The organism is Sebaldella sp. S0638, assembly GCF_024158605.1.
In the GTDB taxonomy this organism is placed as follows: domain Bacteria; phylum Fusobacteriota; class Fusobacteriia; order Fusobacteriales; family Leptotrichiaceae; genus Sebaldella.
This window is the reverse complement of the sequence record NZ_JAMZGM010000022.1, coordinates 23,288-48,884: the sequence shown is the minus strand read 5'-3', so window position 1 is coordinate 48,884 and position 25,597 is coordinate 23,288. Positions and strand designations below refer to the sequence as shown.

The 25,597-nt window shown below is 32.9% G+C and carries 23 protein-coding genes and 1 tRNA gene; 11 read left to right on the top strand and 13 right to left on the bottom strand.

The genetic code is table 11. From position 1 onward, the window contains the following. Nucleotides 1-416: 416 nt before the first annotated feature. The 3 genes from NK213_RS08120 to NK213_RS08110 form a co-directional block, all read right to left on the bottom strand. Nucleotides 417-3,455, bottom strand: coding sequence for an alpha-amylase family glycosyl hydrolase (locus NK213_RS08120; RefSeq protein ID WP_253348411.1), 3,039 nt, complete (start codon nt 3,453-3,455; stop codon nt 417-419). 12 nt (nt 3,456-3,467) lie between these two features. After that, a complete protein-coding gene (locus NK213_RS08115) occupies nt 3,468-4,844 on the bottom strand; it encodes an aminopeptidase (protein ID WP_253348410.1) in 1,377 nt (458 codons plus the stop codon). 119 nt (nt 4,845-4,963) lie between these two features. Continuing rightward, complete coding sequence (locus NK213_RS08110; RefSeq protein ID WP_253348409.1) at nt 4,964-6,310, bottom strand: glucose-6-phosphate isomerase; 1,347 nt, start codon at nt 6,308-6,310, stop codon at nt 4,964-4,966. Between the two features lie 250 nt (nt 6,311-6,560). Here NK213_RS08110 and NK213_RS08105 point away from each other — a divergent pair, with 250 nt between their 5' ends. Next, nucleotides 6,561-7,025: a GyrI-like domain-containing protein gene (locus NK213_RS08105; protein WP_253348408.1), complete on the top strand. Its 465-nt coding sequence runs from the start codon at nt 6,561-6,563 to the stop codon at nt 7,023-7,025. Nucleotides 7,026-7,105: 80 nt separating this feature from the next. On the opposite strand, the gene NK213_RS08100 is transcribed toward NK213_RS08105, so the two are convergent. Both NK213_RS08100 and NK213_RS08095 read right to left on the bottom strand, forming a co-directional pair. Next, nucleotides 7,106-7,597 (bottom strand): hypothetical protein, encoded by a 492-nt coding sequence (locus NK213_RS08100; protein ID WP_253348407.1) that lies wholly within the window; start codon nt 7,595-7,597, stop codon nt 7,106-7,108. A gap of 142 nt (nt 7,598-7,739) precedes the next feature. Then, nucleotides 7,740-7,814 (bottom strand) — tRNA-Gln (locus tag NK213_RS08095). 191 nt (nt 7,815-8,005) lie between these two features. On the opposite strand from NK213_RS08095, the gene NK213_RS08090 reads away from it, so the two are divergent. Further along, a complete protein-coding gene (locus NK213_RS08090) occupies nt 8,006-8,440 on the top strand; it encodes an Hsp20/alpha crystallin family protein (protein ID WP_253348406.1) in 435 nt (144 codons plus the stop codon). Between the two features lie 407 nt (nt 8,441-8,847). Here NK213_RS08090 and mnmE read toward each other — a convergent pair whose 3' ends face one another. From mnmE to rpmH, 6 genes are all read right to left on the bottom strand, one after another. Then, nucleotides 8,848-10,218, bottom strand: coding sequence for a tRNA uridine-5-carboxymethylaminomethyl(34) synthesis GTPase MnmE (gene mnmE, locus NK213_RS08085; RefSeq protein WP_253348405.1), 1,371 nt, complete (start codon nt 10,216-10,218; stop codon nt 8,848-8,850). Nucleotides 10,219-10,221: 3 nt separating this feature from the next. Beyond that, a complete protein-coding gene (locus NK213_RS08080; protein ID WP_253348404.1) occupies nt 10,222-11,055 on the bottom strand; it encodes a R3H domain-containing nucleic acid-binding protein in 834 nt (277 codons plus the stop codon). After that, a complete protein-coding gene (locus tag NK213_RS08075) occupies nt 11,055-11,717 on the bottom strand; it encodes a YidC/Oxa1 family membrane protein insertase (RefSeq protein WP_253348403.1) in 663 nt (220 codons plus the stop codon). Before NK213_RS08075 ends, NK213_RS08080 begins: the two co-directional genes overlap by 1 nt. Before the next feature lie 16 nt (nt 11,718-11,733). Further along, nucleotides 11,734-11,943, bottom strand: a complete 210-nt coding sequence (gene yidD / locus NK213_RS08070; protein WP_253348402.1) for a membrane protein insertion efficiency factor YidD — start codon at nt 11,941-11,943, stop codon at nt 11,734-11,736. After that, a complete protein-coding gene (gene rnpA, locus NK213_RS08065; protein WP_253348401.1) occupies nt 11,940-12,263 on the bottom strand; it encodes a ribonuclease P protein component in 324 nt (107 codons plus the stop codon). Before rnpA ends, yidD begins: the two co-directional genes overlap by 4 nt. A 69-nt stretch (nt 12,264-12,332) precedes the next feature. Continuing rightward, complete coding sequence (gene rpmH, locus NK213_RS08060) at nt 12,333-12,470, bottom strand: 50S ribosomal protein L34 (protein WP_012863545.1); 138 nt, start codon at nt 12,468-12,470, stop codon at nt 12,333-12,335. 847 nt (nt 12,471-13,317) lie between these two features. On the opposite strand from rpmH, the gene dnaA reads away from it, so the two are divergent. The 9 genes from dnaA (at nt 13,318) to NK213_RS08015 (ending at nt 23,167) form a co-directional block, all read left to right on the top strand. Beyond that, nucleotides 13,318-14,676 carry a chromosomal replication initiator protein DnaA gene (dnaA, locus tag NK213_RS08055; protein WP_253348400.1) on the top strand — a complete coding sequence of 453 codons (1,359 nt, stop codon included), beginning with the start codon at nt 13,318-13,320 and terminating at the stop codon, nt 14,674-14,676. Between the two features lie 68 nt (nt 14,677-14,744). Then, the gene (gene yaaA / locus NK213_RS08050) at nt 14,745-14,957 is read left to right on the top strand and encodes a S4 domain-containing protein YaaA (RefSeq protein WP_253348399.1); all 213 of its coding nucleotides are present in this window, start codon (nt 14,745-14,747) and stop codon (nt 14,955-14,957) included. Between the two features lies 1 nt (nt 14,958). Then, on the top strand, nt 14,959-16,047 hold the full coding sequence (locus tag NK213_RS08045) for a DNA replication/repair protein RecF (protein ID WP_253348398.1): 1,089 nt from the start codon (nt 14,959-14,961) through the stop codon (nt 16,045-16,047). Beyond that, nucleotides 16,040-16,900, top strand: coding sequence for a DUF721 domain-containing protein (locus tag NK213_RS08040; protein ID WP_253348397.1), 861 nt, complete (start codon nt 16,040-16,042; stop codon nt 16,898-16,900). The genes NK213_RS08045 and NK213_RS08040 overlap by 8 nt, the downstream gene beginning before the upstream one ends. Next, on the top strand, nt 16,900-17,151 hold the full coding sequence (remB, locus tag NK213_RS08035; RefSeq protein ID WP_253348396.1) for an extracellular matrix regulator RemB: 252 nt from the start codon (nt 16,900-16,902) through the stop codon (nt 17,149-17,151). Before NK213_RS08040 ends, remB begins: the two co-directional genes overlap by 1 nt. A 20-nt stretch (nt 17,152-17,171) precedes the next feature. Continuing rightward, the gene (locus NK213_RS08030) at nt 17,172-17,852 is read left to right on the top strand and encodes an ATP-binding protein (protein WP_253348395.1); all 681 of its coding nucleotides are present in this window, start codon (nt 17,172-17,174) and stop codon (nt 17,850-17,852) included. Between the two features lie 139 nt (nt 17,853-17,991). Further along, nucleotides 17,992-19,920 carry a DNA topoisomerase (ATP-hydrolyzing) subunit B gene (gyrB, locus tag NK213_RS08025; protein ID WP_253348394.1) on the top strand — a complete coding sequence of 643 codons (1,929 nt, stop codon included), beginning with the start codon at nt 17,992-17,994 and terminating at the stop codon, nt 19,918-19,920. A gap of 14 nt (nt 19,921-19,934) precedes the next feature. Continuing rightward, nucleotides 19,935-22,394 carry a DNA gyrase subunit A gene (gene gyrA / locus NK213_RS08020; protein ID WP_253348393.1) on the top strand — a complete coding sequence of 820 codons (2,460 nt, stop codon included), beginning with the start codon at nt 19,935-19,937 and terminating at the stop codon, nt 22,392-22,394. Between the two features lie 17 nt (nt 22,395-22,411). Next, on the top strand, nt 22,412-23,167 hold the full coding sequence (locus NK213_RS08015) for a GntR family transcriptional regulator (RefSeq protein ID WP_253348392.1): 756 nt from the start codon (nt 22,412-22,414) through the stop codon (nt 23,165-23,167). Between the two features lie 50 nt (nt 23,168-23,217). Here NK213_RS08015 and NK213_RS08010 read toward each other — a convergent pair whose 3' ends face one another. Together NK213_RS08010 and NK213_RS08005 are read right to left on the bottom strand one after the other, a co-directional pair. Further along, a complete protein-coding gene (locus tag NK213_RS08010) occupies nt 23,218-24,531 on the bottom strand; it encodes an OmpP1/FadL family transporter (protein ID WP_253348391.1) in 1,314 nt (437 codons plus the stop codon). A gap of 23 nt (nt 24,532-24,554) precedes the next feature. Next, nucleotides 24,555-25,586: a linear amide C-N hydrolase gene (locus NK213_RS08005; protein WP_256478678.1), complete on the bottom strand. Its 1,032-nt coding sequence runs from the start codon at nt 25,584-25,586 to the stop codon at nt 24,555-24,557. Nucleotides 25,587-25,597 lie beyond the last annotated feature (11 nt).

The following is a 25,597-nucleotide window of genomic DNA, read 5'->3' as shown; positions in this document are numbered from 1 at the left end:
TTTGTTTATCTATTTCACTACCTTAATTTTATCTTTTTCTTGGCGTTTGCTTCTTCTTCTATTTTCATTGTCCTTTTTGTCGGCTCTTTTTCCGTCGACAAGATATATACTATCAAATACTTCCTTTTTTGTCAATGGTTTTTTTTTATTTTTTTTGTTTTTTTTCTTATAAATACGCTTTTTCAAGCACAACTATCTTCTAAACCCCTTTATTTTAAGTGCTTTCAGAGAATTCATTTTTTTTGATTTTTTGATGAAATTTCGGCGTTTTTTTTCTGTTTTTCGCTGTGTGGCTTTATTTTTTTAATCGTATAATTAATTTAAATTATCTGTTATTTATAAAAAAAAGCTTATTTTGCAAAATAAAACAGACCATGTGTAAAAGAAATTTTATTAACAGGTCTGTTTTACTTATACTATATATTCTTTTTCCATTTTTTCAGGATCATCCCTTGTTTTGCCCTTATTCCCAGTACTATTTTACCGTCTTTTTTGCTATATATGCTTTTCCCCGTAAGAAGATCTATGTATCTTTCTTCCGGTTCCTCTGTGGCTATTTCTATATCTTCGTAATCATTAAATGAATTATTTAATACTGTTATTATTACGCTGTTTGCATTAAACCGCATATATACTACTATATCTTTGGCATCATCCCAGTATAATTCCTTGAACTTCCCATATACCAGAACAGGATTTTCTTTTCTTATTTTTATTACCTTCTTATACCAGAACAGCAGATCCTGATCCGGCTCCTGTGAGTACACCTCATTTTCATTGCTTAACGAAGGGTTCATTTCATTGTCATAAGTGAACTCATCCCAAAGCATAGGCTTTCTGCAGTATGGATCTGTTGCTCCCCACATTCCTACTTCATCTCCGTAAAAGAGCATCGGAGCTCCCACATATGTCATTTGAAATACTGATATCAGCTTTAACATATCTTTTGGCTTTATAAAGGAACTTCTCCAGTCAATTGTAGTATTAGGATGATAGTTAGACGCCAGATCCGGTCTTATTCCGTTATATCCCTGTTCCTGCTGTTTTCCCTCTTCCAGATCCCTGCCTACCCTGTCATTTACTATTCTTGACAAAAGTCTGTCGGTATCATGAGAACCGTTTAAATTCTGAGATGCCTGTATTGCCTGTTTTGGATACCATGTTCTTTTTTCCCTGAGTTCATTTAGAAATTCGCCGGCTTTTAGTTTATAGCTTTTATTCTTTTCATATCCCTGATTTATAAAGTACCCTATTACTGTTTTCAGCCACTCATAATTCATAACCGCATCGAATTTATTTCCCTGATTTATGTCATAGCTTGCATTTCCCCATAATTCTGCTGTTATATATGTATCCTTTTTGGTACTCTTTACTACTTCACGCCATTCTATCCAGAAAACCTGATTTTCAAGACAGTTTGGCACATCCAGCCTGAATCCGTCTATCCCGTCATCTTCATACCAGTTTTTGGAAACTTTTGCATCAGGTCCCAAAAGCCATTTTTTAGTAATATTGAAGATATAATTTTTAAATTCCAGATTGTAACTGTTGAATTCCGGAAGTGAATCAAAGCCTGCCCAGCCTGAATATTTTATATTATCCCTGTTTTGGTTTAATATTTTATAAGCTTCTTCTTCGCTCATTCCGTCTTCTATCTTTATATATTTTGAAAAATCACTGAATTTATACCAGCTTTTATATTTTGACTCTTCACCTTCCATAAGAACCTGATTAAAGCTCCAGTGTCTGTTGCTGCTATGGTTAAAAACCCCGTCAAAGATAACTCTTATTCCATTTCTGTGCAGTTCTTTTATTAAGTCTACCATTATCAGATCTGATTCTGTCCAAATCCATGTAGAAGGGTCTTCTGTCTCTCCATAACCATTTTTCCCTTTATTTTCCCCGCTTAATTTTAATTCCAGAAGTTTCAGTTCACTGTTATTTTTAGAACTCTTTTTTAGAATATCCACATAACTTTTATCCCCGTAAGGGTTATTATCATCTATTTCTATATTATATCTGTTTCCGCTTGTTCTTATCGTACCCAGATCAGGTGATATATGCCTGAAGTCATTTGTGCCGTATTTATGGTTCTGATATGAATAAAATACAGGATTAAGCCATACGGCATTTATTCCCAATTCTTTCATATAAGGAATCTTTTCTTTTATTCCCTGTAAATCTCCGCCGTACATTCTTGCATATTTTAGTGAATTCTGTTTTACACTTTCACCTTTTATCTCCCAGTCGGTTTTCTCCGAAAAATCGCTTGTCCATTTATTCGTATCAAATTTTCCAAAAGTTTCTTCTTCTGTATTCCATTTATATATCTCTTCAAAATTACTTTCATGAAGCTTGTTTATCTCGAAGTTTTCCGGACCGAATTCATTGAATACGGGATTATTATAGTAATTATGATTATAAAATCTGTCAGGGAATATATTATACCAAATTGCTTCTTTAGCCCAGTTCGGCACATAAAAGACTTCTATTTTGTCTTTCTCAAAATTTATCTTTATTTTTCGTCCCTTTTTATTTGACAGCTTTCCGTCAAAGTAATATTTTGTATTTCCGTCTTCAAGTATAAATACATATGAAAACTCTTTTACTTCCTCATCAAATAAAATACTTCTTTTAAAATAATCAAAATTATGTGTGAAATCACTGTGTCTTTCCAGTTCGTATATTTTTTCATAAATATCTTTTTCATCAAGGTCAATACTTATATAAGCTCTCTCTACATCCAAAAGCTGAGTCCTTATAGTAAACTCCACTTCATTTTCAGATATTTTATTAAGATAGTTCAGTTTCCTGAAATCATGTTTTATTGCCTTTTCAGTCTGGTTTTTGTCTATTGCATCATAAGAAAGCCGGCCTGTTCCCAGCTCTCCTTTTGGAAATAAAGCCCCGCTTTCTCCTACTATCAATGTAAGATTTTCTTTTTCGGGAACCCATTTTTCATCAAAAATCAGCTTATATTCATAATTTCCTTCTTTTACTGCAAGAACTATCTCATATTTACTGCTGCCTATTTTTTTCAGTGGTATCTCTTCTATTTCCCAGTTATTAAATGTCCCTGTTATCTCAAGTTTACTTATCTTTTCATATCCATAGTCTTTTATATCAATAATAAGTCTTTTAAACCGGGTTTTTACAAGGGAAAAAGTATTTTCCCTTGAATTATATTTTATCAGTATGTCTATATTATTCTGAAAACCTGTTATAGGCTTTGGTTTTGCATCTTTATCCAGATACGTATCAAATGTATGGGCAAAAGGAGTAGTGTGATTATATGTTACTGCATATGTAACATTACTTTCATCTGCTACTTCGAATGAATAACTCCCGCTCTCTGCTTTTTCCCACTTATATGTATATGTAGCATCCCTCAGCTGTGTAAGAGTCACTTCCCTGTATAAACTTTCATTTTTATATATTCTTAATTTATAAGTCATGCCATCACTTCTTTATTTTATAGAATAAAAGGCTTTATAAGCTTTATAAGCCTCATAAATATCTGCTTTGGATGAAACTTCAAATAATGAATGCATTGATAATAATGCCGGTCCTATATCAACAGTTCTTATTCCAAAATAAGCCAGGAATTTTGCTACTGTTCCGCCTCCACCTTCATCTACTTTTCCGAATCCTCCTACCTGATAAGCTACTTTATTTTTATCAAATATCTCTCTTATTTCAAACATATACTCTGCATCAGCATCATTTGAGCTGTACTTTCCGCCATGTCCTGTATACTTGGCTACAGGAACGCCGTGTGAAAGTTTTGCAGAATTCTTCATATCATGCACAGATTTAAAAACAGGATCTACTCCGGCTGTAACATCTGCTGATATAGCTTTGGAATTCCATAATGTTTCTCTCAGCATCTGATCGTCATAATCTTTTCCTGCTAATTTCAGCAGTTTTCCTGTGAAATATTCTATTAAACTGGAATTCAATCCTGTACTTCCGTCGCTTCCTACTTCTTCCTTATCTGCAAAGTAGCATAATACTGTCTTTTCAGGTTTCTTTATATCCAAAAGAGCTTTTAGCGATGTATAGGCACAAATTCTGTCATCCTGACCATAAGCCCCTATCATTCCTCTGTCCAATCCTATATCTCTTGCTTTTAATGCTGGAACTATTTCTATTTCTGCCGAGAAAAAGTCATCTTCCTCTATCCCGTATTCTTTTTTCAAATGTTCCAGTATATTGGCTTTTATTTTTTCTTTTGCATCTTCGTCTTTTACAGGTACAGAACCGAATAATACTTTTAGTTCTTCTCCTTTTATTACTTCTCTTGTCTTTCTGTCATCCTGAACATTTCTTGATAAATGGGGAAGTATATCAGGTATGCAGAATACAGGATCTTCCTCTTTTTCTCCTATAGCAAAACTCACTTTTTTACCGCTTTTCAAAAATACTACCCCGTGAACTGCAAGAGGTGTAGCTACCCACTGGTATTTTTTTATTCCACCGTAGTAATGAGTATTCAGCATTAAAAATTCCTCATCTTCCAAAAGAGGATTCATTTTAAGATCCAGTCTTGGGGAATCTACATGAGAAACCACCATATTTATTCCTTTTTTTATATCTTCTTTTCCTATTATACTCATAAGAATATTCTTATTTCTGTTGTTATAAAATACTTTATCCCCGGCTTTCAGAGACTTTGCCTTCTCTATATTTTTAAATCCGTTTTTCAAAAGAATATCCATAGTTATTTCTACTACTTCTCTTTCTGTTTTTCCGTTATTCAAAAATTCTTTATATTCCGCTCCAAGCTGCTCTATTTCTTTTTTCTCTTTTTCTGTATAGCTTGGCCATAAATTCTTTTTATTCATTATTCTACCTCCGATTGTACTTCTTTCTGCTATTTTAAAAAGCGGCTTAATACTCTTCTGACTCTTTTATTCTCATAAAAAATAACAGATTTTGATATTATGCCACCTTTTCTATAAAATTATTTTTTTAATCTTTCCTCTAGTTTCTTTCCTTCTTCCTCATATCCGGTTTTTCCTAAAAGAGCAAACATGTTTCTCTTATAGTCTTCTACTCCCGGCTGATTAAACGGATTTATTCCAAGTATATATCCGCTTACTCCGCATGCTTTTTCAAAAAAGTAAAATAAATACCCTAAATGATATGGTGTTGCTTCTGGAAGTTTTAACAGAAGATTAGGTACTCCTCCGTCTATATGTGCAAGAACTGTTCCGTCACATGCTTTTTTATTAACATAGTCCATTGTTTTTCCTGCTACAAAGTTCAGCCCGTCAAGATTATCTTTATCTTCTTCTATTAAAAATTCTACTTCCGGCTTTTCTATACTGATTACTGTTTCAAACATTGTTCTCTTTCCATCCTGAATATACTGCCCAAGAGAGTGCAGATCAGTAGAAAAGTCAACCGATGCCGGGAATATCCCTTTTTGGTCTTTTCCTTCAGATTCACCAAAAAGCTGTTTCCACCATTCAGATATAAAGTGGAGTCTTGGTTCATAATTCACCAGAATTTCTATATCTTTTCCTTTTCTGTGAAGGATGTTTCTTATTGCAGCATACTGATAACAGATATTATCCTCAAACGGCGCTCTAAAGTCTACCATTGCTGCTGCTGCACCTTTCATTAATTCATCTATATCTATTCCTGCTGCTGCTATCGGCAGTAATCCAACCGCAGTAAGCACTGTAAATCTTCCGCCTACATCATCAGGTACTACAAATGTTTCGTATTTTTCCTCGTCAGAAAGCTTTTTAAGTGCTCCTCTTGCTTTATCAGTAGTAGAATATATTCTTTCTCTTGCACCTTCTTTTCCGTATTTTTTTTCAAGAAGATTTTTAAATACTCTGAAAGCAAGGGCAGGCTCTGTAGTAGTTCCTGATTTTGAAATAACATTAATAGAGAAATCTCTGTCTCCTATTACTTCTATTAAGTGCTGTAAATAAACACCGCTTATATTCGTTCCTGCGAAATATATTTCAGGGGATTTTCTTTTTTCTTTGGATAATTTATTTGCAAAAGTATGAGATAAAAATTCAATTGCTGCTTTAGCTCCCAGATATGATCCGCCTATACCTATTACCACGAAAACTTCAGAATCATTCTTTATTTTTTCAGCTGATTTCTTTATTCTTGCAAATTCTTCTTTGTCATAATTCTCAGGCAGGTCTATCCACCCTAAATAGTCATTTCCCGCACCTTTTTTTTCTTCAAGGTACTTTACTGCTGTTTCCACCTGTGGTAAAAATTCACTTAGTTCATGATCATTTATAAATTTTTTTGCAAAGTCGTAACTAAATTCCAGTTTCATTTTCTCCCTCCGATATACTTTTTTGATTTTAGTATAACAGAATATATGAGGTTTTTCAAACATTTTATATTATAACTTTTTCTTATTGTGGTATAATATAAACAGTATTCAGACAGCCTTGGATTTTGCAGAGGTTCCATCCCAATAATAGATTTTCCCTGCCTTTATTACAGGATTTTCTATCTTTTTCAAATTTCTTTTTTCTTTTTATTTTCATATAAAATAATCATTTTTTAGAGAGGTGATAATAATGCCGAAAATTTCAAACATTGAATTGGTAAAAATAGGAAAACAACCGATTTTATCAGTAAGAACTACCACTAATGCAGCTAGTCTGCCGTCTGCTATCGGGGAAAGTTTCAGAAAAATAGCAGAATATCTGAAAGAAATAGATGAACTTATGTCTGATGTTCCTTTTGTTGCTTATCACAATCTTGATCCTGAAGATATGGAGATAGAAATAGGTTTTCCCGTTTCCGCTTCTTTTCCGGGAAAAGGTGATGTGAAAGCATCATTTCTTGAGGAAACTCTTGCTGTTTTTTGTATGTTTCTGGGGTCTTACAGTGATATGGAGCCTTTATATAATGAAATGACCAGCTGGATAGAAGAAAACGGTTATAGATTTTCCGGGGCTTATTATGAATTTTATTATAACGGAATAGAATTTCCCGAAAGTGAACTGCTGACTAAAGTTTTTATTCCGGTTATAAAATAAATTAACTGTGCTTTTGCAATAAAAAACATCCCTGCGGATGTTTTTTTTAATACTTTTACTGTAATTTCTGTATTTTAAGCTTAATTCCATGCAGAAGCATTTGTCAATTCTGCATCTCCTTTATCAAAAACAATATATAAATCATTATAATTTATTATAGTCTTGTTTCCCTTATCATACACTTTTATATCTTTGTATGCATCTGAGTTAAATAAAACCATTAGTGTATCATCATTATTTTTGCTGACTGCAGCGACTAACTGTGCTGATTTCAGATCAGCTTTCAGAGAGTTTACTTTAGCCTTCCCCGGTTTTAAATCAGATATATTATATTTCAATTCTACAATAATTAAATCTGAACCGTCTCCCTGTGTTACTGAAGAATCCAAATAATCCATGAATATTCCGCTTGGACTTTCAGAATCACCGGATTTCGATAATTTTTCATTATCTCCTGAAAATATTACCTGTACTTTTGGATTTGATATTTCGCTTACTATTTCCCAGACTCCGTTTCTTGCAAACCCTGTTATGCTTAAAAGAAAAATTACTGCTGTTATAACTTTTTTCATCTTTTGCCTCCTCATAATTTACATTAAACTCATAATACCAATAAATATAGTTTATGTAAAGGAAAGATTTTATTTTCCTTATAAAAGAAAAAAGCTGTTTCACATGAAACAGCTTTCTATATATAGTCTAATTTTTTTTCATTGGCTGGGCTGAATGGATTCGAACCATTGCATGCTGGAGTCAAAGTCCAGTGCCTTACCGCTTGGCGACAGCCCAATAATGATACAAAAAAGATTATATCGAATTTTTGCTTATCTGTCAAGGGATTTTTTCGTTTTTTTTTGGCTGCTTATAAAAAGAGGCTTATTTTTCGGGACTTTACAATATATTGACCTTCATTTTTTTTAGTGCTATACTTGAAATATAAAGAGAAATTATAAATAAATTTTTTAATGAGGTGATAGTCTATGAACAAAAAATTTTTACCAATTAAATCTACTTTTTTTGATGATTTAGTTAAAAGAGATAATTTTTTCAAAGATAATCTCTTCGATGATTTTTTTAGTTTTAAGTCTTCTCTTCCGGCACTTAATGTTTCTGAAGATGATTATAATTATCAGATTGATGTCGCTTATCCCGGGGCAAAAAAAGAAAATTTTACAGTTCAGATAAAAGACAATAATCTGGTTATCAAGTATGAGAATAAAGCAGAGAGCAATGTAGAAGAAAAAAATTATCACAAAAAAGAATTTTCTTCAGAATCATTTATAAGAACTCTTGAGATCCCCGGAAACTGTGATCTTGAAAATATTAAGAGCAAATATGAAAACGGTGTACTGAATATAAATATTCCTAAATTGGAAAAACCGGAAGAAAATATAAAAACTGTTGATATTGAATAGTATATTTTCTTGGCAATAATAAAAAGGCTGTTTTACACCGCAGCCTTTTTTTATTAAATTTTATATTTATAAAAAAGAAACTATCTGGTTGAACACAAATAGTTTCTTCTTTAAAGGGGTATATGAAAAAATTAATTACTTCGTTAACTATAATAAGAGTATAAATCTTTTTTCTTTATTTTTCCTTTTTATATTCTTTTTTTATTATTTATTCCTTTTTATAAATTTAATAAATAAAAACCGTTGTACTAATACAACGGTTTTTTTTAAGGGGTATATGAAAAGTTATTAGTTTTTACTTCTATTAACTACATCTAACTATGTATAGATTATAACTGCAATAACTTTATTTTTTCTTACCCGTTTCTTTTTTTATTATTTTGTTTTTCTTTTATACTTCTAATTTTTTATTTACCTACACAGAAATTACTAAAAACATGATCCAGTATATCTTCTGAACTTATTTCCCCTGTAATTTCCGATAAAGAATCCAGTGCCTCTTTGAGATCTACTGATATTAAATCCATAGGCATTTCAGAATCAATTGTCTCGAATATATTCTCTACTGCTTCTTTTGTTTTCTCCAGTGCAGACTTATGTCTTATATTGGTAATTATAAGCTTTTCGGAAGAATCCTCCACATCTTCTTCAAGAATATAGTTATAGATTCTTTCTTCCATCTCTTCGATTCCTGTTTCTTCTTTCGCAGAAATTTCCAGTATTTCACCATTAAAAAAATCAATATCTTTTCTTTCTATTTTTCTTGAAAGATCAATTTTATTCAGGAGTATTATTGCTTTTTTATTATTTTCCCTGATAAGGCTTATTATCTGATGATCATCTTTCTCCAGCTCTCTTGAAGCATCCAGAACAAAAAGTATAAGATCACTTTTTTCAATGATTTCTTTGGATTTCTCCACTCCGATATTCTCCACAAGATCCTCTGTTTCCCTTATTCCTGCTGTATCTACAAGCACAAGAGGTATTCCTCTTACATTTATCACTTCTTCTATTATATCTCTTGTAGTTCCGGGAATGTGAGTTACTATTGCCCTTTCTTCTTTCAAAAGTGAATTCAGAAGCGTTGACTTTCCTACATTCGGTTTTCCTATAATTGCTGTTTTTATTCCTTCTTTTATCTTTTTCCCTTTATCATAGGAATTTATTAATTTATCTATTTCAAAATGAACATTCACAAGATTATCTCTTAAATGCGCCGGAAGCGGTTCGTCAATTCCCTCTTCGGGATAATCAAGAACCACATTCACATGAGCCGTAACATCAAGAAGAAGTTTTTTCAGATTCTGTATTTTGTCTCTAAGGTCACCTCTCAGCTGTTCAAGTGACAGAGATATACTTTTCTCTGTTTTTCCCTGAATAATATCCATTACTGCCTCTGCCTGCGAAAGATCTATTCTTCCGTTCATAAATGCCCTTTTGGTAAATTCTCCCTTTTCGGCATGTCTTGCTCCCTTTTTCAAAACAAGTTCCAATATTTTCTGTGTAACAAGATATCCGCCGTGACAATTTATCTCGACAACATCTTCACATGTATAAGTTTTCGGCCCTTTCATTCTGACAACCATTGCTTCATCAAGCATATGATTCCCGTCATATATAAATCCATAATTAAATTTATAAAAACCCAAATCTTTATTTGGGTTTTTTGCTTTAAATATTTTATTTAATATTGCAAAAGAGTCGTCACCTGAAATTCTTATAATTCCTATACCGCCTTCACCTCTTGGCGTCGATATAGCAGCTATTGTTTCAAACATATTCTACCTCTTCTTTTTTATAACTAAACATCTCTTTGGCTCTTCACCCACGCTTTGAGTTTCGAGGTCTTTCATAAAAGAAATTTCTTCATGAATAATCTTTCTCTCTCTTGCGGACATCGGGTTAAGCTTAATGGAATTTCCTGTTTCCAGTACTTTCTCACCTTTTTTACGTGCCAAAGCTCTTAATGATTCTTCTCTTTTATTTTTATAACCATTTGAATCTATTACTACTTTTACATTTCTTACCATTGTTCCTATGAGATACTCAAGGCTGTTCAGCGTTGTTCCCTTTTCGCCTATTAGGTATCTTATGTCTTTTCCTTCAAGGTTTACTATGTATCTCCCGTTTTTGCTGTATATATTTTTTATGCTGACATTTAGCTTGGAAGCTACTATAAACTCTTTGATTACAGCTCTAAGCTGATTTTCGATACTTCCTTCCGGCTCTTTTCTTTCAGGCTTTTCGGCTTGTACCGGTTTTTCTTTTATTTCTCTAGGTTCTTTTACTTTTTTTGGTTCTCTTATAACTTTTTCCTGTGTTCTTTTTTCTTTTGGTTTTTCCTGTACTTTTTCTTTCTCTTTTACAGGTTCCTTTTTTGCTGTCTGAGCTTTTGCTTCTTTTTCTGCTTTTTTTATTTCATTAATTTCTTGTTTTTTCTTTTTATCTACTACCCGTATTTCATACTCGCCTTCAATACTAAGGAATAAAATTTTTTTAGGTTTCTTAACAACCATAATTTCAAAAGTTTCGTTTTCCTTTAAATGAAGGATATTTTTGGCCATTTTTTCGACTTCTTCTTCACTTTTGGCTTTTAATTTTATTACCTCATCCATTAATTATTTCTTCCTTTCATAATGAAAAACTGTTGGATAACTGCTAATAAACTTGAAGTAAACCAGTATAATGAAACCCCTGAAGGCATATTATACGTCATTACCAGAATCACAAGCGGTAATGTATAAAGCATTGTTTTCATTTGAGGATTACTATCCTGTGTTCCTGTACTCATCATTTTTTGTTGGAAAAAAGTAACAACTGTATTTAGTAACGGAAATATATTAATTGCTGAAAATATACCTGTAAATGGTAATTTTACCAGAGCATCAGGCTGTTTTAGATTAAACCACAAAAAAGTGGCGTCATTAGGTATTGAATTTGCATTATTTAATACACGAAACAGTGTTATGAAAATACACATCTGTATGAATAAAGGCAAACATCCCGCCAATGGGTTTACCTGATTTTTTTTATATATTTCCTGCATTTTTATCTGCATTTCCTGAGGATTATCTTTGTACTTTTCCCTCAGTTTATCTATTTCCGGCTGGATATCCCGCATTTTTTTCATTGATTTTTCCTGCTTTATAGTCAAAGGCAGTATTATTATTCTTATCAGTGCTGTCAGCAGAATTATTGCTATTCCGTAATTTCCAGTAATCTCAGATAATTTTTTTAGCGTTTGTAGAATTACTCCTTCTAATGGTCCTATTGTCATATTTTCCTCCAAAAACTTATTTTAATGGATCGTATCCTCCTTTGTGAAAAGGATGACATTTCAAAATTCTTGTCAGTCCTAAATATGATCCTTTTAATGCTCCATATTTTTCAATTGCCTGTTTAGTATACTCTGAACATGTAGGATAAAACCTACATCTCCCTCCCAAAAAAGGGGAAATTGCTTTCTGATAAAATTTTATGAGGAAAATCATTATTTTTCTCATTTTACAATTCCTTTCAAAATATCTTTCTCCATATCTTCATATTTTAGGGAATCTATATTATCTTTCAAAACAGCTTTTCCTATAATAATATAATCATAATTTTCTTTAAATTTATTATAGTTTAATCTGACAACTTCGCGGAACAGTCTCTTAATTCTGTTACGCTTAACTGCATTTCCAGTTTTTTTACTAGCTACGAACCCAAACCTTTTTTCATTTAAATTATTTTTTAGGAAAATTATTATTACATATTTAGTATGTTTTTTTTGTCCTCTTTGGTAGACTTTTGAGAATTCTTTTTCTTTTTTTAAAGTTATCATAAGTTTATATCCTTATTTGTCTTCTTTAAAGAGTTTTAAAAACCCGGTGCTTATTTTTGAATCACCGGGTTAAGCACATAATTGTTTTCTACCTTTTGTTCTTCTTCTCTTAAGGACAGATCTTCCGCTTTTAGTCTTCATTCTTGCTTTAAAACCATGATCCTTTTTTCTTTTTCTTTTGTTTGGCTGAAATGTTTTTTTGCTCATTTTACAGACTCCTTCCTAAAGTTATAATAAATTATACTATATAAAAATTTATTTCACAAATTGTTATAGTTAATTACGATATATCATAATAAAAAAAAAGAAAAAAGTCAAGTTTTTTAATTGAAATTTGGCTGAAAAGACTTGTTTTCACTGAAATTAAATTTTTATTTTAATATTTTAAATAATTAGATTCTCTTTTTGTATATATTTTTTATGCTTTTTATTATATCAGGATAATCAGAAAATTTTATTTGTGTATATGAAATATGATTAGCACATTATGTATTATTTTTATAGATTATGTCATGCTGTAAAAAGTGAAATATAATTTTTTATACTTTTAGGAATTTTGTTATGTTTTCATTTCCGGAATTTTTTTTTCGTGTGTAAATTTTCAAACGGATTTTTTTTGTCTTTTTTTACTGGAATATTTTTTTTCCACAATGCATATTATTAATAAAATAAAAAACATTTATATTATTATAATTATTATGTCGTGTGGATTTGTTGAAATGAAGATTTTATATGGGGTTGTAAGTATTTTTTTAGCGTGGTGGGAATGTGGATTTTTTTTGAAAACAAAAATCTCGTTTTTTTTTCAACATCAAAATAAGAAAAAAAATTGGTATGTGGGAAAAGTTTTTTTTATCAATAATTTGAACTCTTTTATGTATCGTGGAAAACTATGTGAAAATGTGGAAAACTCATTTTGGATTATGAATATTATATGCTTTTTGTGGAAAACTCTGTTGAAAAGTGAATATCTGCCGCCCTTGCGTAAAATTTTTTTTTATGATATAGTTCAAATACTTAAAAATTATTTGTATTTAGAAGGAGTGCATTACGAATGGTTGATCCATTGGTCTTATGGGAAAAGATTGTAAAAATATTGAAATATCAGATTGATGAAGTGGAGTTTAATACATATATAAAACCTTTAAACGTACATGAGTTCAAGGAGAATACCCTTTATGTATGGGTAGAATCTACATTTATGAAAGAAAAAGTGGAACAGAGATACAAACAGAATATGATGGAGATAATTAACGATATACTTATGATGGAGACATCACAGAGAATTAATATTATATTCGAACTGAAACAGATAGTGGAAGAAAAGTTTGAGAACTATATCTCGGTAATGGATAATCAGAAAAAGCTGATAAATAACCTGAATCAGAGATACAGATTTGAAAACTTCGTTGTAGGAAAAGGAAACGAGCTGGCAAATGCAGCATGTATAGCAATCTCGCAAAATCCGGGAATAGTATATAATCCTTTATTGATATACGGAGGTTCGGGTCTGGGAAAAACCCATCTTATGCATGCAGTGGGAAATGCCGTTTTGGATAGAGACCCTAATAAAAAAGTATTATATTGTACTTCTGAGAATTTTAATAATGAATTTATAAACTCACTGAGAGCAGGACAGTTTGCAAATGTACAGAATTTCAGGGATAAATTCAGAACACTGGATGTACTGTTAATTGATGACATACAATTTTTTGAAAAAGTATTCGGACAAGGAACAGGGAGTGTAGAGGAAGAATTTTTCCATACATTTAATACACTTCAGGAACTGGGGAAGCAGATAATCATGTCAAGTGACAGACTTCCGAGAGAAATAAGAAACCTTTCCAAAAGAATAGAATCAAGATTCGACAGCGGACTGTCAGTAGACGTACAAAAACCGGACTATGAAACAAGACTTGCAATATTAAAGAATATAGCAGATTCTAAAAGCGTAATAATATCAGATGAAGTACTGGAATTCATATCAAGTTCCATAAGCTCTAATATAAGAGAGCTGGAAGGGGCATTGACAAGGGTAATTGCCAGATCTACACTTTTAAGAAAGGCTATAACGCTGCAGCTGGTACAGGAAGATCTTGCCGATCTGCTGAAAAAGCAGCAGTCGAAAATAACTGCAAACAAAATAATTACTACAGTATCAGGCTATTATTCAATACCTCTTGATGAAATGAAAGGTAAGAAAAGACAGCAGGAAATTACAAATGCCAGACAGATAGCAATGTTTTTACTGAAAGACCAGCTTGATCTGAATCTTACTACTATAGGAGGTCTGTTCGGGGGAAGGGATCACAGTACGGTAATAAGCAGTATCAGAAAGATTGAAACAAGAATGAAGGAAGAAATAGTATTAAAAAAAGAGATAGATAATATAAAACAGAAAATAGTAGAGTAAAATAAAACGTTTTGCTTTGGAAACAAAAAAGAGAAAAATCTCAGATAATTGAAAAGTAGGGATAAATAATGAGAGAAGTAGCGATAAAAACAGAATTTATAAAACTGGACCAGCTTTTGAAATGGGCCGGAATTGTTGGCGACGGCGGGGAAGCAAGATACCATATTCTGGAAGGAAATGTGCTGGTAAACGGAGAAGTGGAAAAAAGACGCGGGAAAAAAATCTATGAAAATGATATAATAGAACTTGACGGAGAAAAAATAAAAATAGTAAGAGGTTAGTATGAAACTTAAACAGTTAAGTTTGAATAACTTTAGGTGTCTGGAGAACAAAAAAATAGAATTTGATCCGGATTTCAATCTCATATACGGAAAAAATGGACAGGGGAAAACATCATTGATCGAAGCTGTCTATTTTTTAGCCACCGGAAAAAGTTTCAGGACAAAAAAAGTAAAAGACCTGACTTTATATGATAAGACAAGGACTATTGTTTACGGAAATTTTGAGTCAAAGCTCTCAGGAAAGACAATTGCCATAGATTTTAACAATGATAAAAAAGAATACTATGTAGATAAAAATAAGACAAAGTATATAGATTATGTAGGGATATTAAACGTAATTTCTTTTATACCCGAGGATATAGAGATAATAATAGGGAATCCGTCTGTACGCCGTGGTTTTTTCAATTACGAGATTTCACAGACCAAAAATATATATTTAAAAACACTGATTGATTTTGAAAAAATATTAAAAACGAGGAATAAACTTATAAAAGAAAGAAAAACAAGCAAGGAACTTTATCAGATATATAATGAAAAGTTCATAGAAGAAGGATCAAAAATAATTCTGATGAGAAGAGAGTATGTAAAAAATATCTCAATACTTCTGAATCTCAATTACAGAAAACTTTTTGACGCTAATTCCGAACTAAGGCTAAAATATGACTCTTTCATAGGAAATATTGATAAAATGACACTTGAGGAGATAAAGGAAAAATTCAGGGAAGAAACCGTGAAAAAACATGACAGGGAAAAAAGATACGGTTATACTCTTGTGGGACCTCAAAAAGAGGATTTTATATTTGAGCTGAACGGTAAAAATGCCAAGTCATTTTCATCGCAGGGCGAAAAAAAATCCATTATATTTTCTTTGAAAATAGCTGAGATAGATATGCTGATAAAAGAAAAAAACGAGATTCCTGTATTTTTAATAGATGATATTTCCTCGTACTTTGATGAAATAAGAAAAAACAGTATTTTAAATTATTTCAAAAATAAAAATATACAGTGTTTTATTACTTCAACAGAAAAACTGAATATAGAAGGAAAAAAAATATATATAGATAAGGGGCGGATACTGTCAGATGAATAATAAGAAACCGAACAGAATCGGTGAGGTAAGTATGAACAAAATTACTGAAGATGACAGATATATGATACACATTATAAGAAAGAACTGGAAAAAAATAGTCGGGGAAGTCATAGCGGAATATTCTTTTCCATCTTTTTTTAGTAAAGGAAAGTTAACAGTAATTGTGGAAAATAATCTTATTATGAATGAAATGAAAATGTACAGGGAAACTATACTGGAAAATGTTAACGAGGAATTTTACGGTACGGCAGTGGGTGAAATTTATATGAAAAGCGGAAAAATATATCAGAACAGGGATATGTATAAAGATTATGAAGAATCAGAAGAAACAGCAGAAATAACCCCTGAAGAAAAGCAAAAGATAGAGGGACTTTTCTCTTCTGCGGAAAATGATGAATTAGCCGAAAGGGTAAAAAATATAGCTCTTAATTCCAAGATTAACGAAAAGATTCTTTTGAAAAAAGGCTACAGAGAATGTAACAGATGCGGTGATTTGTTTCTGGGTGAAGGTGAAATATGTATAAAATGCAGAAATGATCTGGAGAATGAAAAAATGGGGAAAATAAAAAATCTCATAGAAAAGAATCCTGTAATCAGCTATAGAGAAACTGAAAGAGAGATAGAAGGGCTTACAGAAGGAGAATTTTATAAGGCAAGGGATCAGCTGGCAGAAGATCTGACACTGTTTGTATCCGAGCTGATAGAGCAGAATAATCTCAAGGAAGCAGGCAGCGCTGCGGAAAAGTACGCATTGTACAGAACCGGGTCAAGTGAAATATTTATAATAAATAAAGTAAAAGAGGAGCTTTTGAACAGGCTCACAAAATTTTTAAAGCTGAGGGGAAGGATATAATGTATATTTATATCGAAAATAATAATTTTATACCTTTGAAAGATATAATCCTTATAATAGAACATTCTGACTTTGTAAAAAATAAGAAAAACAGAGACTATCTGGAAAAATACAGAAAAAAGGTAATAGACCTGAGCAGAAAAGAACCGAGAACAATAATAATGACCAATGAATTTATATATGTAAGTTCTTATACAAACAGAGCATTGAAAATGAGAGCTGAGGAAATGGAAAAACTGAAAAATCTTTAAGTTATAAAAACGGAGGGAAAATGGACAGAAATAATGATACAAAAAATATAGCTGTTCTTGGGGTAAGGGAAGGGATCAGAAAAAGGCCGGAGATGTTTATCGGTTCTGTGTCGTATGAAGGTCTTCATAATATGGTTTGGGAATTAATTGATAATAGTGTAAATGAAGCTTTAGCCGGATTTTGCAGTAATATAAACGTAAGATTACTTAAAGGCGGTATAATAGAAGTGTCTGATAACGGCAGGGGAATAACTGTAGAAAAACATGAAACAAAGAAGGAATCAATACTTGAGATTATTCTTACCGGAAAATACTTTAGAGGAGAATTAACAGATGGTATTTATAAGCTTTCCCCAAAAAAATACAGAGGGGGACTGCTTTCAGTGAATGTCTTATCAGAGACTCTGGAGATTAGTGTAATAAGAGACAGCAAAGTGTGGTATCAGAAATATAAAAAAGGAATACCCGAAGATAATGTAAAACAAACAGAAACAGCTCCTGCAGAGGTACATGGTACTGTAATAAAGTTTTTAGCAGACAGGGAAATTTTTGAGACACTGGAATATAATTATGAAATTTTTCAAAAGGAATTGAAAAAAATAAAAGGAATAGAGATACATTTAAGCGATGAGAGAAATATAAAAGAGATAAAAACAGACTATTTTTATTTCAAAGGGGAAATAAAAGAGTTTTTAAAGTGAAAATATAAAAAAATAAAGAGTTTAAATATATTTAAAGTTTTACACCTAAATATATCTAAAGACTTTAAAATCAATTGATTGATAAAAAGTCACAAACATGATAAAATATAGAGTATGGAAATATAGAACGGAGGAAAAAATGAGCGACAATTATAACGCGGAGAGTATAACGGTCCTTGAGGGTCTCGAGGCCGTTAGAAAAAGACCAGGAATGTACATTGGTTCGACTTCGGCCAAGGGACTTCACCATTTAGTCTGGGAAATAGTGGATAATAGTGTGGACGAGGCTTTGGCCGGATTTTGCGACACTATAAGAGTAAGAGTACTGGAAGATAATATAATAGAGGTAATCGATAACGGGAGAGGTATCCCGGTAGAAATGCATGAAAAAATGGGAAAATCAACTCTTGAGGTAGTTTTAACAGTGCTGCACGCGGGAGGAAAATTTAATAATGATAACTATAAAGTTTCGGGAGGACTACACGGGGTTGGAGTTTCGGTAGTTAACGCCCTGTCTGAGACTTTGGAGGCTACTGTAACAAAAGAAGGAAAAATATGGTATCAGAAGTACCACAGAGGAGTAGCCGTGGAGGACATCAAGCAGATAGGAGAAGCACCTGAGGATGTTCACGGAACTACAATAAGATTCAAAGCTGATGATGAAATATTTGAAACATTGGAATATGATTATGAAATTTTGCTCACAAGATTAAAAGAGATGGCTTATTTGAACAAAGGGCTGAAAATAATCCTTAGTGATGAGAGAAATAAAGATAAACCTAAAACCGATGATCTTCACTTTGAGGGAGGAATAAAGGATTTCCTTGCGGAAATAGCTGATGATGAAAGAGTGTTAGATGATATCATATATATGGATGATGCCGTGATACTTGACAATAACAAAAGGGTAGAAGTGGAAATAGCCATGACATATACTATTTCACAAAGAGAAATGGTCTACTCATTTGTAAATAACATAAATACCCATGAAGGCGGAACACATGTAAGCGGATACAGAACAGCGCTTACCAGAGTTCTGAACGAAATTTCCAAGCAGATAGGACTGGTGAAAGATAAAGACGGTTCTTTTCAGGGTTCTGATGTAAGAGAAGGTCTGGTAGCTATCCTGAGTATAAAAATACCTGAGCCTCAGTTCGAAGGGCAGACAAAAACAAAGCTCGGAAACAGTGAGATAACAGGGGTAGTATCAGGAATAGTGGGAAGTTCGCTTAAGATGTATCTGGAAGATCATCCTAAAGAAGCGTCAAATATCATAGAAAAAATATTAATGTCAAAAAAAGCCAGAGAAGCAGCAAAAAAAGCCAGAGAATTAGTATTAAGAAAAAGCTCTCTTGAAGTGGGATCACTTCCGGGGAAACTGGCAGACTGTTCGTCAAAAGACGCTTCAGAATGTGAAATATACATAGTCGAAGGAGATTCGGCAGGCGGATCGGCAAAACAGGGAAGAGACAGAAGATTTCAGGCAATACTTCCTTTGAGAGGTAAAATATTAAACGTAGAAAAAGCAGGAATAGGAAAAGCACTGGAAAATGCAGAGATAAGAGCAATGATAACAGCTTTTGGTGCAGGTTTCGGAGATGAAATGGATCTGGAAAAATTAAGATATCATAAGATTATAATAATGACAGATGCCGATGTGGATGGAGCGCATATAAGAACTCTTATGCTTACATTCTTTTACAGACACTTAAGAGAACTGATAAACGAAGGACACATATATATAGCACAGCCGCCTTTATATAAGATACAGGCCGGAAAGCAGATACAGTATGTGTATTCAGACGAGCAGCTGCAAAGTGTAACAAAAGTAATGGATGAAGAAAATAAGAGATACGGATTACAGAGATATAAAGGTCTGGGAGAGATGAATCCGGAACAGCTGTGGGAAACAACAATGGATCCTGAGGTAAGAACTTTACTGAAAGTATCACTGGAAGATGCCACATATGCAGATAAAATGTTTAATGTCTTAATGGGAGATAAAGTAGAACCAAGAAGACAATTTATAGAAGAACATGCACACTATGTAAGAAACTTAGATATCTAAAGAAGAGGTGAACAATGTCAATTAAAGAAACAGAAATTCTAACGGAGAAGCCGATATATATTGAAGACGAGATAAAAGCGTCTTATCTGGACTATTCCATGAGCGTAATTGTAAGCCGTGCCCTTCCTGATGTAAGAGATGGTTTAAAGCCGGTTCACAGAAGAATTTTATTTGCCATGAATGAACTTGGGATGACATATGATAAGCCGTATAAAAAGTCAGCAAGAATCGTCGGGGAAGTTCTGGGTAAATATCACCCGCACGGGGATTCGGCAGTATACGGTGCAATGGTAAGACTGGCTCAGGAATTCAATACCAGATACCTTTTAATAAACGGTCACGGAAATTATGGTTCAATAGATGGTGACGGAGCAGCGGCAATGAGATATACAGAGGCAAGAATGGCCAAAATTACAAATGAGCTGCTGGAAGATATAGATAAAAATACTATTGATTTCAGAAAGAACTTTGATGAAAGTCTGGACGAACCAACAGTTCTTCCCGCAAAACTTCCAAATCTGCTTCTTAACGGTGCAACAGGAATAGCCGTGGGTATGGCTACGAACATACCGCCTCATAATGCAGGAGAGGTATGTGACGGGATTGTAGCAATGATAGAGAATCCTGATATAACAATAGAAGAACTGATAACACATATAACAGGACCTGATTTTCCTACCGGAGGTATAATAAACGGAAAAAGCGGAATAATCGAAGCTTATAAGACTGGTAGAGGAAAAGTAAGAGTAGCGGGAAAAATAAAAATAGAAGAAAGTAAAAACGGTAAGGAATCAATTATAGTTAACGAGCTTCCTTATCAGGTAAATAAGGCGAGACTTATAGAAAGAATTGCCGAACTTGTAAGAAATAAAAAATTAACAGGAATATCAGATCTTAGAGATGAATCTGACAGAGATGGTATAAGAGTCGTAATAGAGCTGAAAAGAGGAGAAGAAAGCGAATTAATCCTGAACAGCCTTTATAAGTATACTGATCTGCAGAATACTTTCGGTATTATATTCCTTGCACTGGTGGATAATGCGCCAAGAGTACTGAATCTGAAAGAAATTCTTCAGAATTATCTGAAACACAGATATTCAGTGGTTACGAGAAGAACTAAATTCGAACTGGACAAAGCTGAAAAAAGAGCTCATATATTGGAAGGGTTTAAAATAGCTCTGGATAATATTGACGAAATAATAAAAATTATCAGAGGATCACAGGACGGAAATGAAGCCAAGGAAAAATTAATGGCAGGTTTTGCTTTTTCGGAAGTTCAGGCAAAAGCAATTCTTGATATGAGATTACAAAGGCTTACAGGTCTGGAAAGAGAAAAAATAGAAGAAGAATACAAGGAATTAATGTTATTAATAGAAGAATTAAAAGCTATTTTAAGCGATCCGGATAAAATTTATGCTATAATAAAAGAAGAAGTAAAGAAAATTAAAGAAGATTTTTCTGACCCTAGAAGAACAGAAATAAGAGATGCGAGAGTAGAAATAGGGATAGAAGATCTGATTAAGGATGAGGAAGTAGTAGTAACGCTTACAGATAAAGGTTACGTAAAAAGAACTCCTATAGATGTTTACAGAGCACAAAAAAGAGGCGGAATAGGAGTAAGTGCTACGAATATCCTTGAAGATGATATCATAAAAGATATGTATATCGCTAAAAATCTTGATTCTTTACTGATTTTTACAACAAAAGGAAAAGTGCATGATATAAAAGTTTATGAAATACCAGAAGCGAGCAAGCAGGCAAGAGGAAGACTGATAAGCAATATCATAAAGCTTCAGGAAGACGAAACAGTCAGCACAATAATAAAAGTAAGAGAATTTGAGAAAGACAAGGATATATTCTTTTTGACTAGAAAAGGAGTTGTCAAGAAAACAAGTCTTGAGCTTTTTGCCAGCATAAATAAAGCAGGAATAAAAGCGATAGGACTAAAAGATGACGACGAACTGATCTATGCAGGATTAACTTCGGGAACACAGAAAGATGAAGTATTCCTTGCTACAAGAGAAGGTTTTGCCATAAGATTCTCTGAACATGATGTAAGAAGTATGGGAAGAACTGCAGCAGGAGTAAAAGGTATTACTCTGAGACCAAATGACGTAGTCGTTGCCGGTGCGATAATATATGCTTCGGAAGATATCAGCCAGAAAACAATACTGACTATAGCTGAAGAGGGTTATGGAAAGAGAACGAAGCTGGAAGATTACAGATTACAGTCACGTGGCGGAAAAGGAATAACAAACTTAAAGAAAAATGCTAAAACAGGAAAAATCACAGATGTAAAAATAGTAGATGATAATTCTGAAATTATGCTGATAACTTCTGAAGGAACGCTGATAAGAACAGAGGTAGGATCTATATCTGTAATAGGAAGAGCTACATCAGGAGTAAGAATAATGAAAGTAAGAGAAAATGAAAAAGTAGCATCAACAGTAAAAATAACACCAGAAATCGAATAATAGAAGGAGTGATTCTTATGTTGAGAAAAGCACTATTTGTAGTAAGCAGCGAGAATGAACTAAAGGCTATAAAAGAATTTTCGAAGGTATTTACTGAGAAATACAAGGATTTTGTTCTGGATGCCCTTTATGTAAAGGATATTCTGAAATATGAAATATTTCCGTCTACTATAGAAGGAATAGGAATTGACATAGGAAGCACTTATATAATCGAAGAATGGAAAGAACTGGAAGAAAACAACTTCAAAATGATGAAAAGCCAGCTTGGGGACAGTTTCACCAACATCTTTGTGGAAGAAGGGGAAACAGTAGAAGTTTGTCTTGAAAAGTTAAAGGCTTATGACATATTGATTTTACTCAAAGGTGAAAATATAGGACCGTATCTGAAAGAAATTTTACGTGTACATTATAAACCGATGATTCTTCTGCCGGAATTAGAAAGCTATAAACTGGATAAAGTTTTACTGCTTGATGACGGCGGATATAAAGCGAACCGTACTCTGTTTAATTATTATAATAATTTCGGGGAATCAAGAGTGGACGTTTTAAGGGTAAATGTCGATGAAAAAGATGAACTGAAAGAGAGATTCGGGGAAAACTATCATTTGATAGATAGAGAAGGAGACCCGCTTAAGATAATACTGGCGGAATCAGAAAATTATGATACAATCCTTATGGGAACTTTGAAATTTGCTGTTATGGTGGAAAAAATAACTGGTAAATTCGGAGTAAGAATTATAGAAAAAATAAAAAAACCTATTTTTATAGGATAAATAAAAGAAACCTGCCTTTGGGCAGGTTTTTTAGTGTAATATTTTCTGTTTTAAAATTTATATGTATAACCAAGCCCAAGACTGGTTATTGATTTTTTGTATCGTACTTTTGATTTTTCAAAATCTGCTCCCGGAACAAAATGTTCGTCAGTTCCATTTTCAGAATTATAGTGAATATAAGCCAAAGAAACTACAAATTCATTTTTTTCGTTTGGTTTAAATATTACTCCGGTTCCATATAACTGAGAATTTAATGCAAATTCCGTATCATCATAAGTAGCTCTTGAAGCGCCGGTGTCAGCTATATTTATTCCTGCTGTCCAGGTAAATTTATCATTTATTTCATACATTATACCAAATCCTGCCTCATTCCCGTCATCATAATTCTGGTTATCAATACTAGCAGCTTTATTAAAATAGTGGTTATAATTAAATAAAAGCGTTACTTTATTTATCTTATTGGATATTCCTGCTGATAATACCGCCGGAAGGTCTCTTCTCATTTTATTCCCGTCTTTATATTCCGGATAAAAGGTCGATATTCCCAGACTTCTGTTCAGAAATCCAAGATAAATTTTCTCATCCTCACTGGTTTTTGCTTTGAAATTTAGTTTGACGGGAGTTTCAAATTTGAAAGCTATATTTAAATTATCAGTGGGTTTTATATCCACCCCCAGAATTCCGCCGAATCCGTCAGCTGTTCTTTTAGAATCAATGTGCAGATCATTTCCATCTACTATCGCACCAAGAGGACTGGATTTATTATATGAGTATTCTGCATTTCCTGATAGTTTTCTTATTCCGTAAACATATTTTCCGCCTAATGAAACAGAAATTTTGTCATTCAAAAGATAGCTTACACCTATTGCACCCTGAAAATATCTGTTTTCTCCATCAAAATTACCGCTTTCTAAATTTGCATTCAGGGCTCTGGCGGTATTTTTCAGCGGATCCAGCTTGTTTATCCCCTGAGCAGCCAGTTCCAGTCCGGATACACCGTCTTTAAAATTTAGCGTAGCTCCTCCTGCTATAATACTCGTATTTAGATAATAAGCGAATTTTTCTTTTTTATATACAAGATTAAAGCTGGGAGTGACTGGAAAATCATCAGCTTTATATTTTTTTCCGTCTAAAGTAGTAGATTCTTCTATGCTTGACAGAAATGCATTTATATTCAGATAAGTTCCGTCATCTAAATATACAAGTCCCGCAGGATTAAAAAAGGCACTTTCTACGGATATATTGGCGGTTTGAGCAGGATTACCCAAATATACAGATGAATTATTCATTAGATAATCAATGCTGGCTCCGCCGGCAGATAGAGAAATTACCATTAACATTAATAGTTTTATTAGTTTTTTCATATTTCTCCTTATATTTAATTTAGTTATTTTGCGGGTAATGGTATTGTATACATTTCTGTTTTCTGGAGTTTAGCAGTTATATTGCCAATATTGTCATTAGGCTGTATTCTCACTTTCATAAGATCAGAACCTTTTTCATAATTTACTTTTTTCATGTCCAGCCAGACTAAATTAGGGCTGTTTGTTGCCTCAAAGTAGTAAATTTTATTTGTTATGTCTATAACACTTCTCCATCTGGTAGTGCTGCTGTCTGGTCTGTCGGGATTGTTATTAATTCTGAAAGGCTGGGAAACATTTCTTGTTACACTGAATATTTTAGCAATTCCATCTTCATAATCAGTAGGCAGCGGTAAATTTTCAAGATAATACATAGCTCTTACGAATCTGTCTGCTGCTTCAGAGCTTCCCGGAAGTTCTTTTGACCCTCCGAAAACTTTATACTGCTCTAAGTTCTCAATCTGTTTATCATAAGTAGGTGAATTTGTCATGACGACATATTCTTTTCCGTGATAAATTACAGGTTTTCCGTTAACATATTCTATTACGGCGATATTTCCGCTTTCATCAGCTAAGTATAAATGAACTCCGACTTTTCTTCCTTCGAATTCTGTATCGACTAATTGGAAATTAGTTTTTTTGGTAAAATCCACAGCTTCTTTAACAGTAGCGAAGTTATCAAGATAATATTGCAGCCAGAAACCTAACGCCATACCTTGTGTTTTTTCATTTCTTTTACCGAAATCTGCTTCTCCGAGCCATAAAACATGACCGGTTAATCCTTTTTCATTCATTCCGTCAATAGGTGCTTCAAAGAAAACAATAGTACTTCCGTATTTAGATTCCCATTTCATGCTGTTCTTACCAACCATCCCGTCTCTTTTTATACCTCTGGGAAGTACCCAAAATTCTGTTTCTACATTTGCATACCAATCCATATTTCTCCCAATCAATTTATCTGGAATTTTATTCCAGTAAATGACCGTACACGCATAAAATATTGTACTTACAAACAAAAAAAGAAAAAATAAAAATGAAAATTTCTTAATTCTTTCCATTTTAATACCTC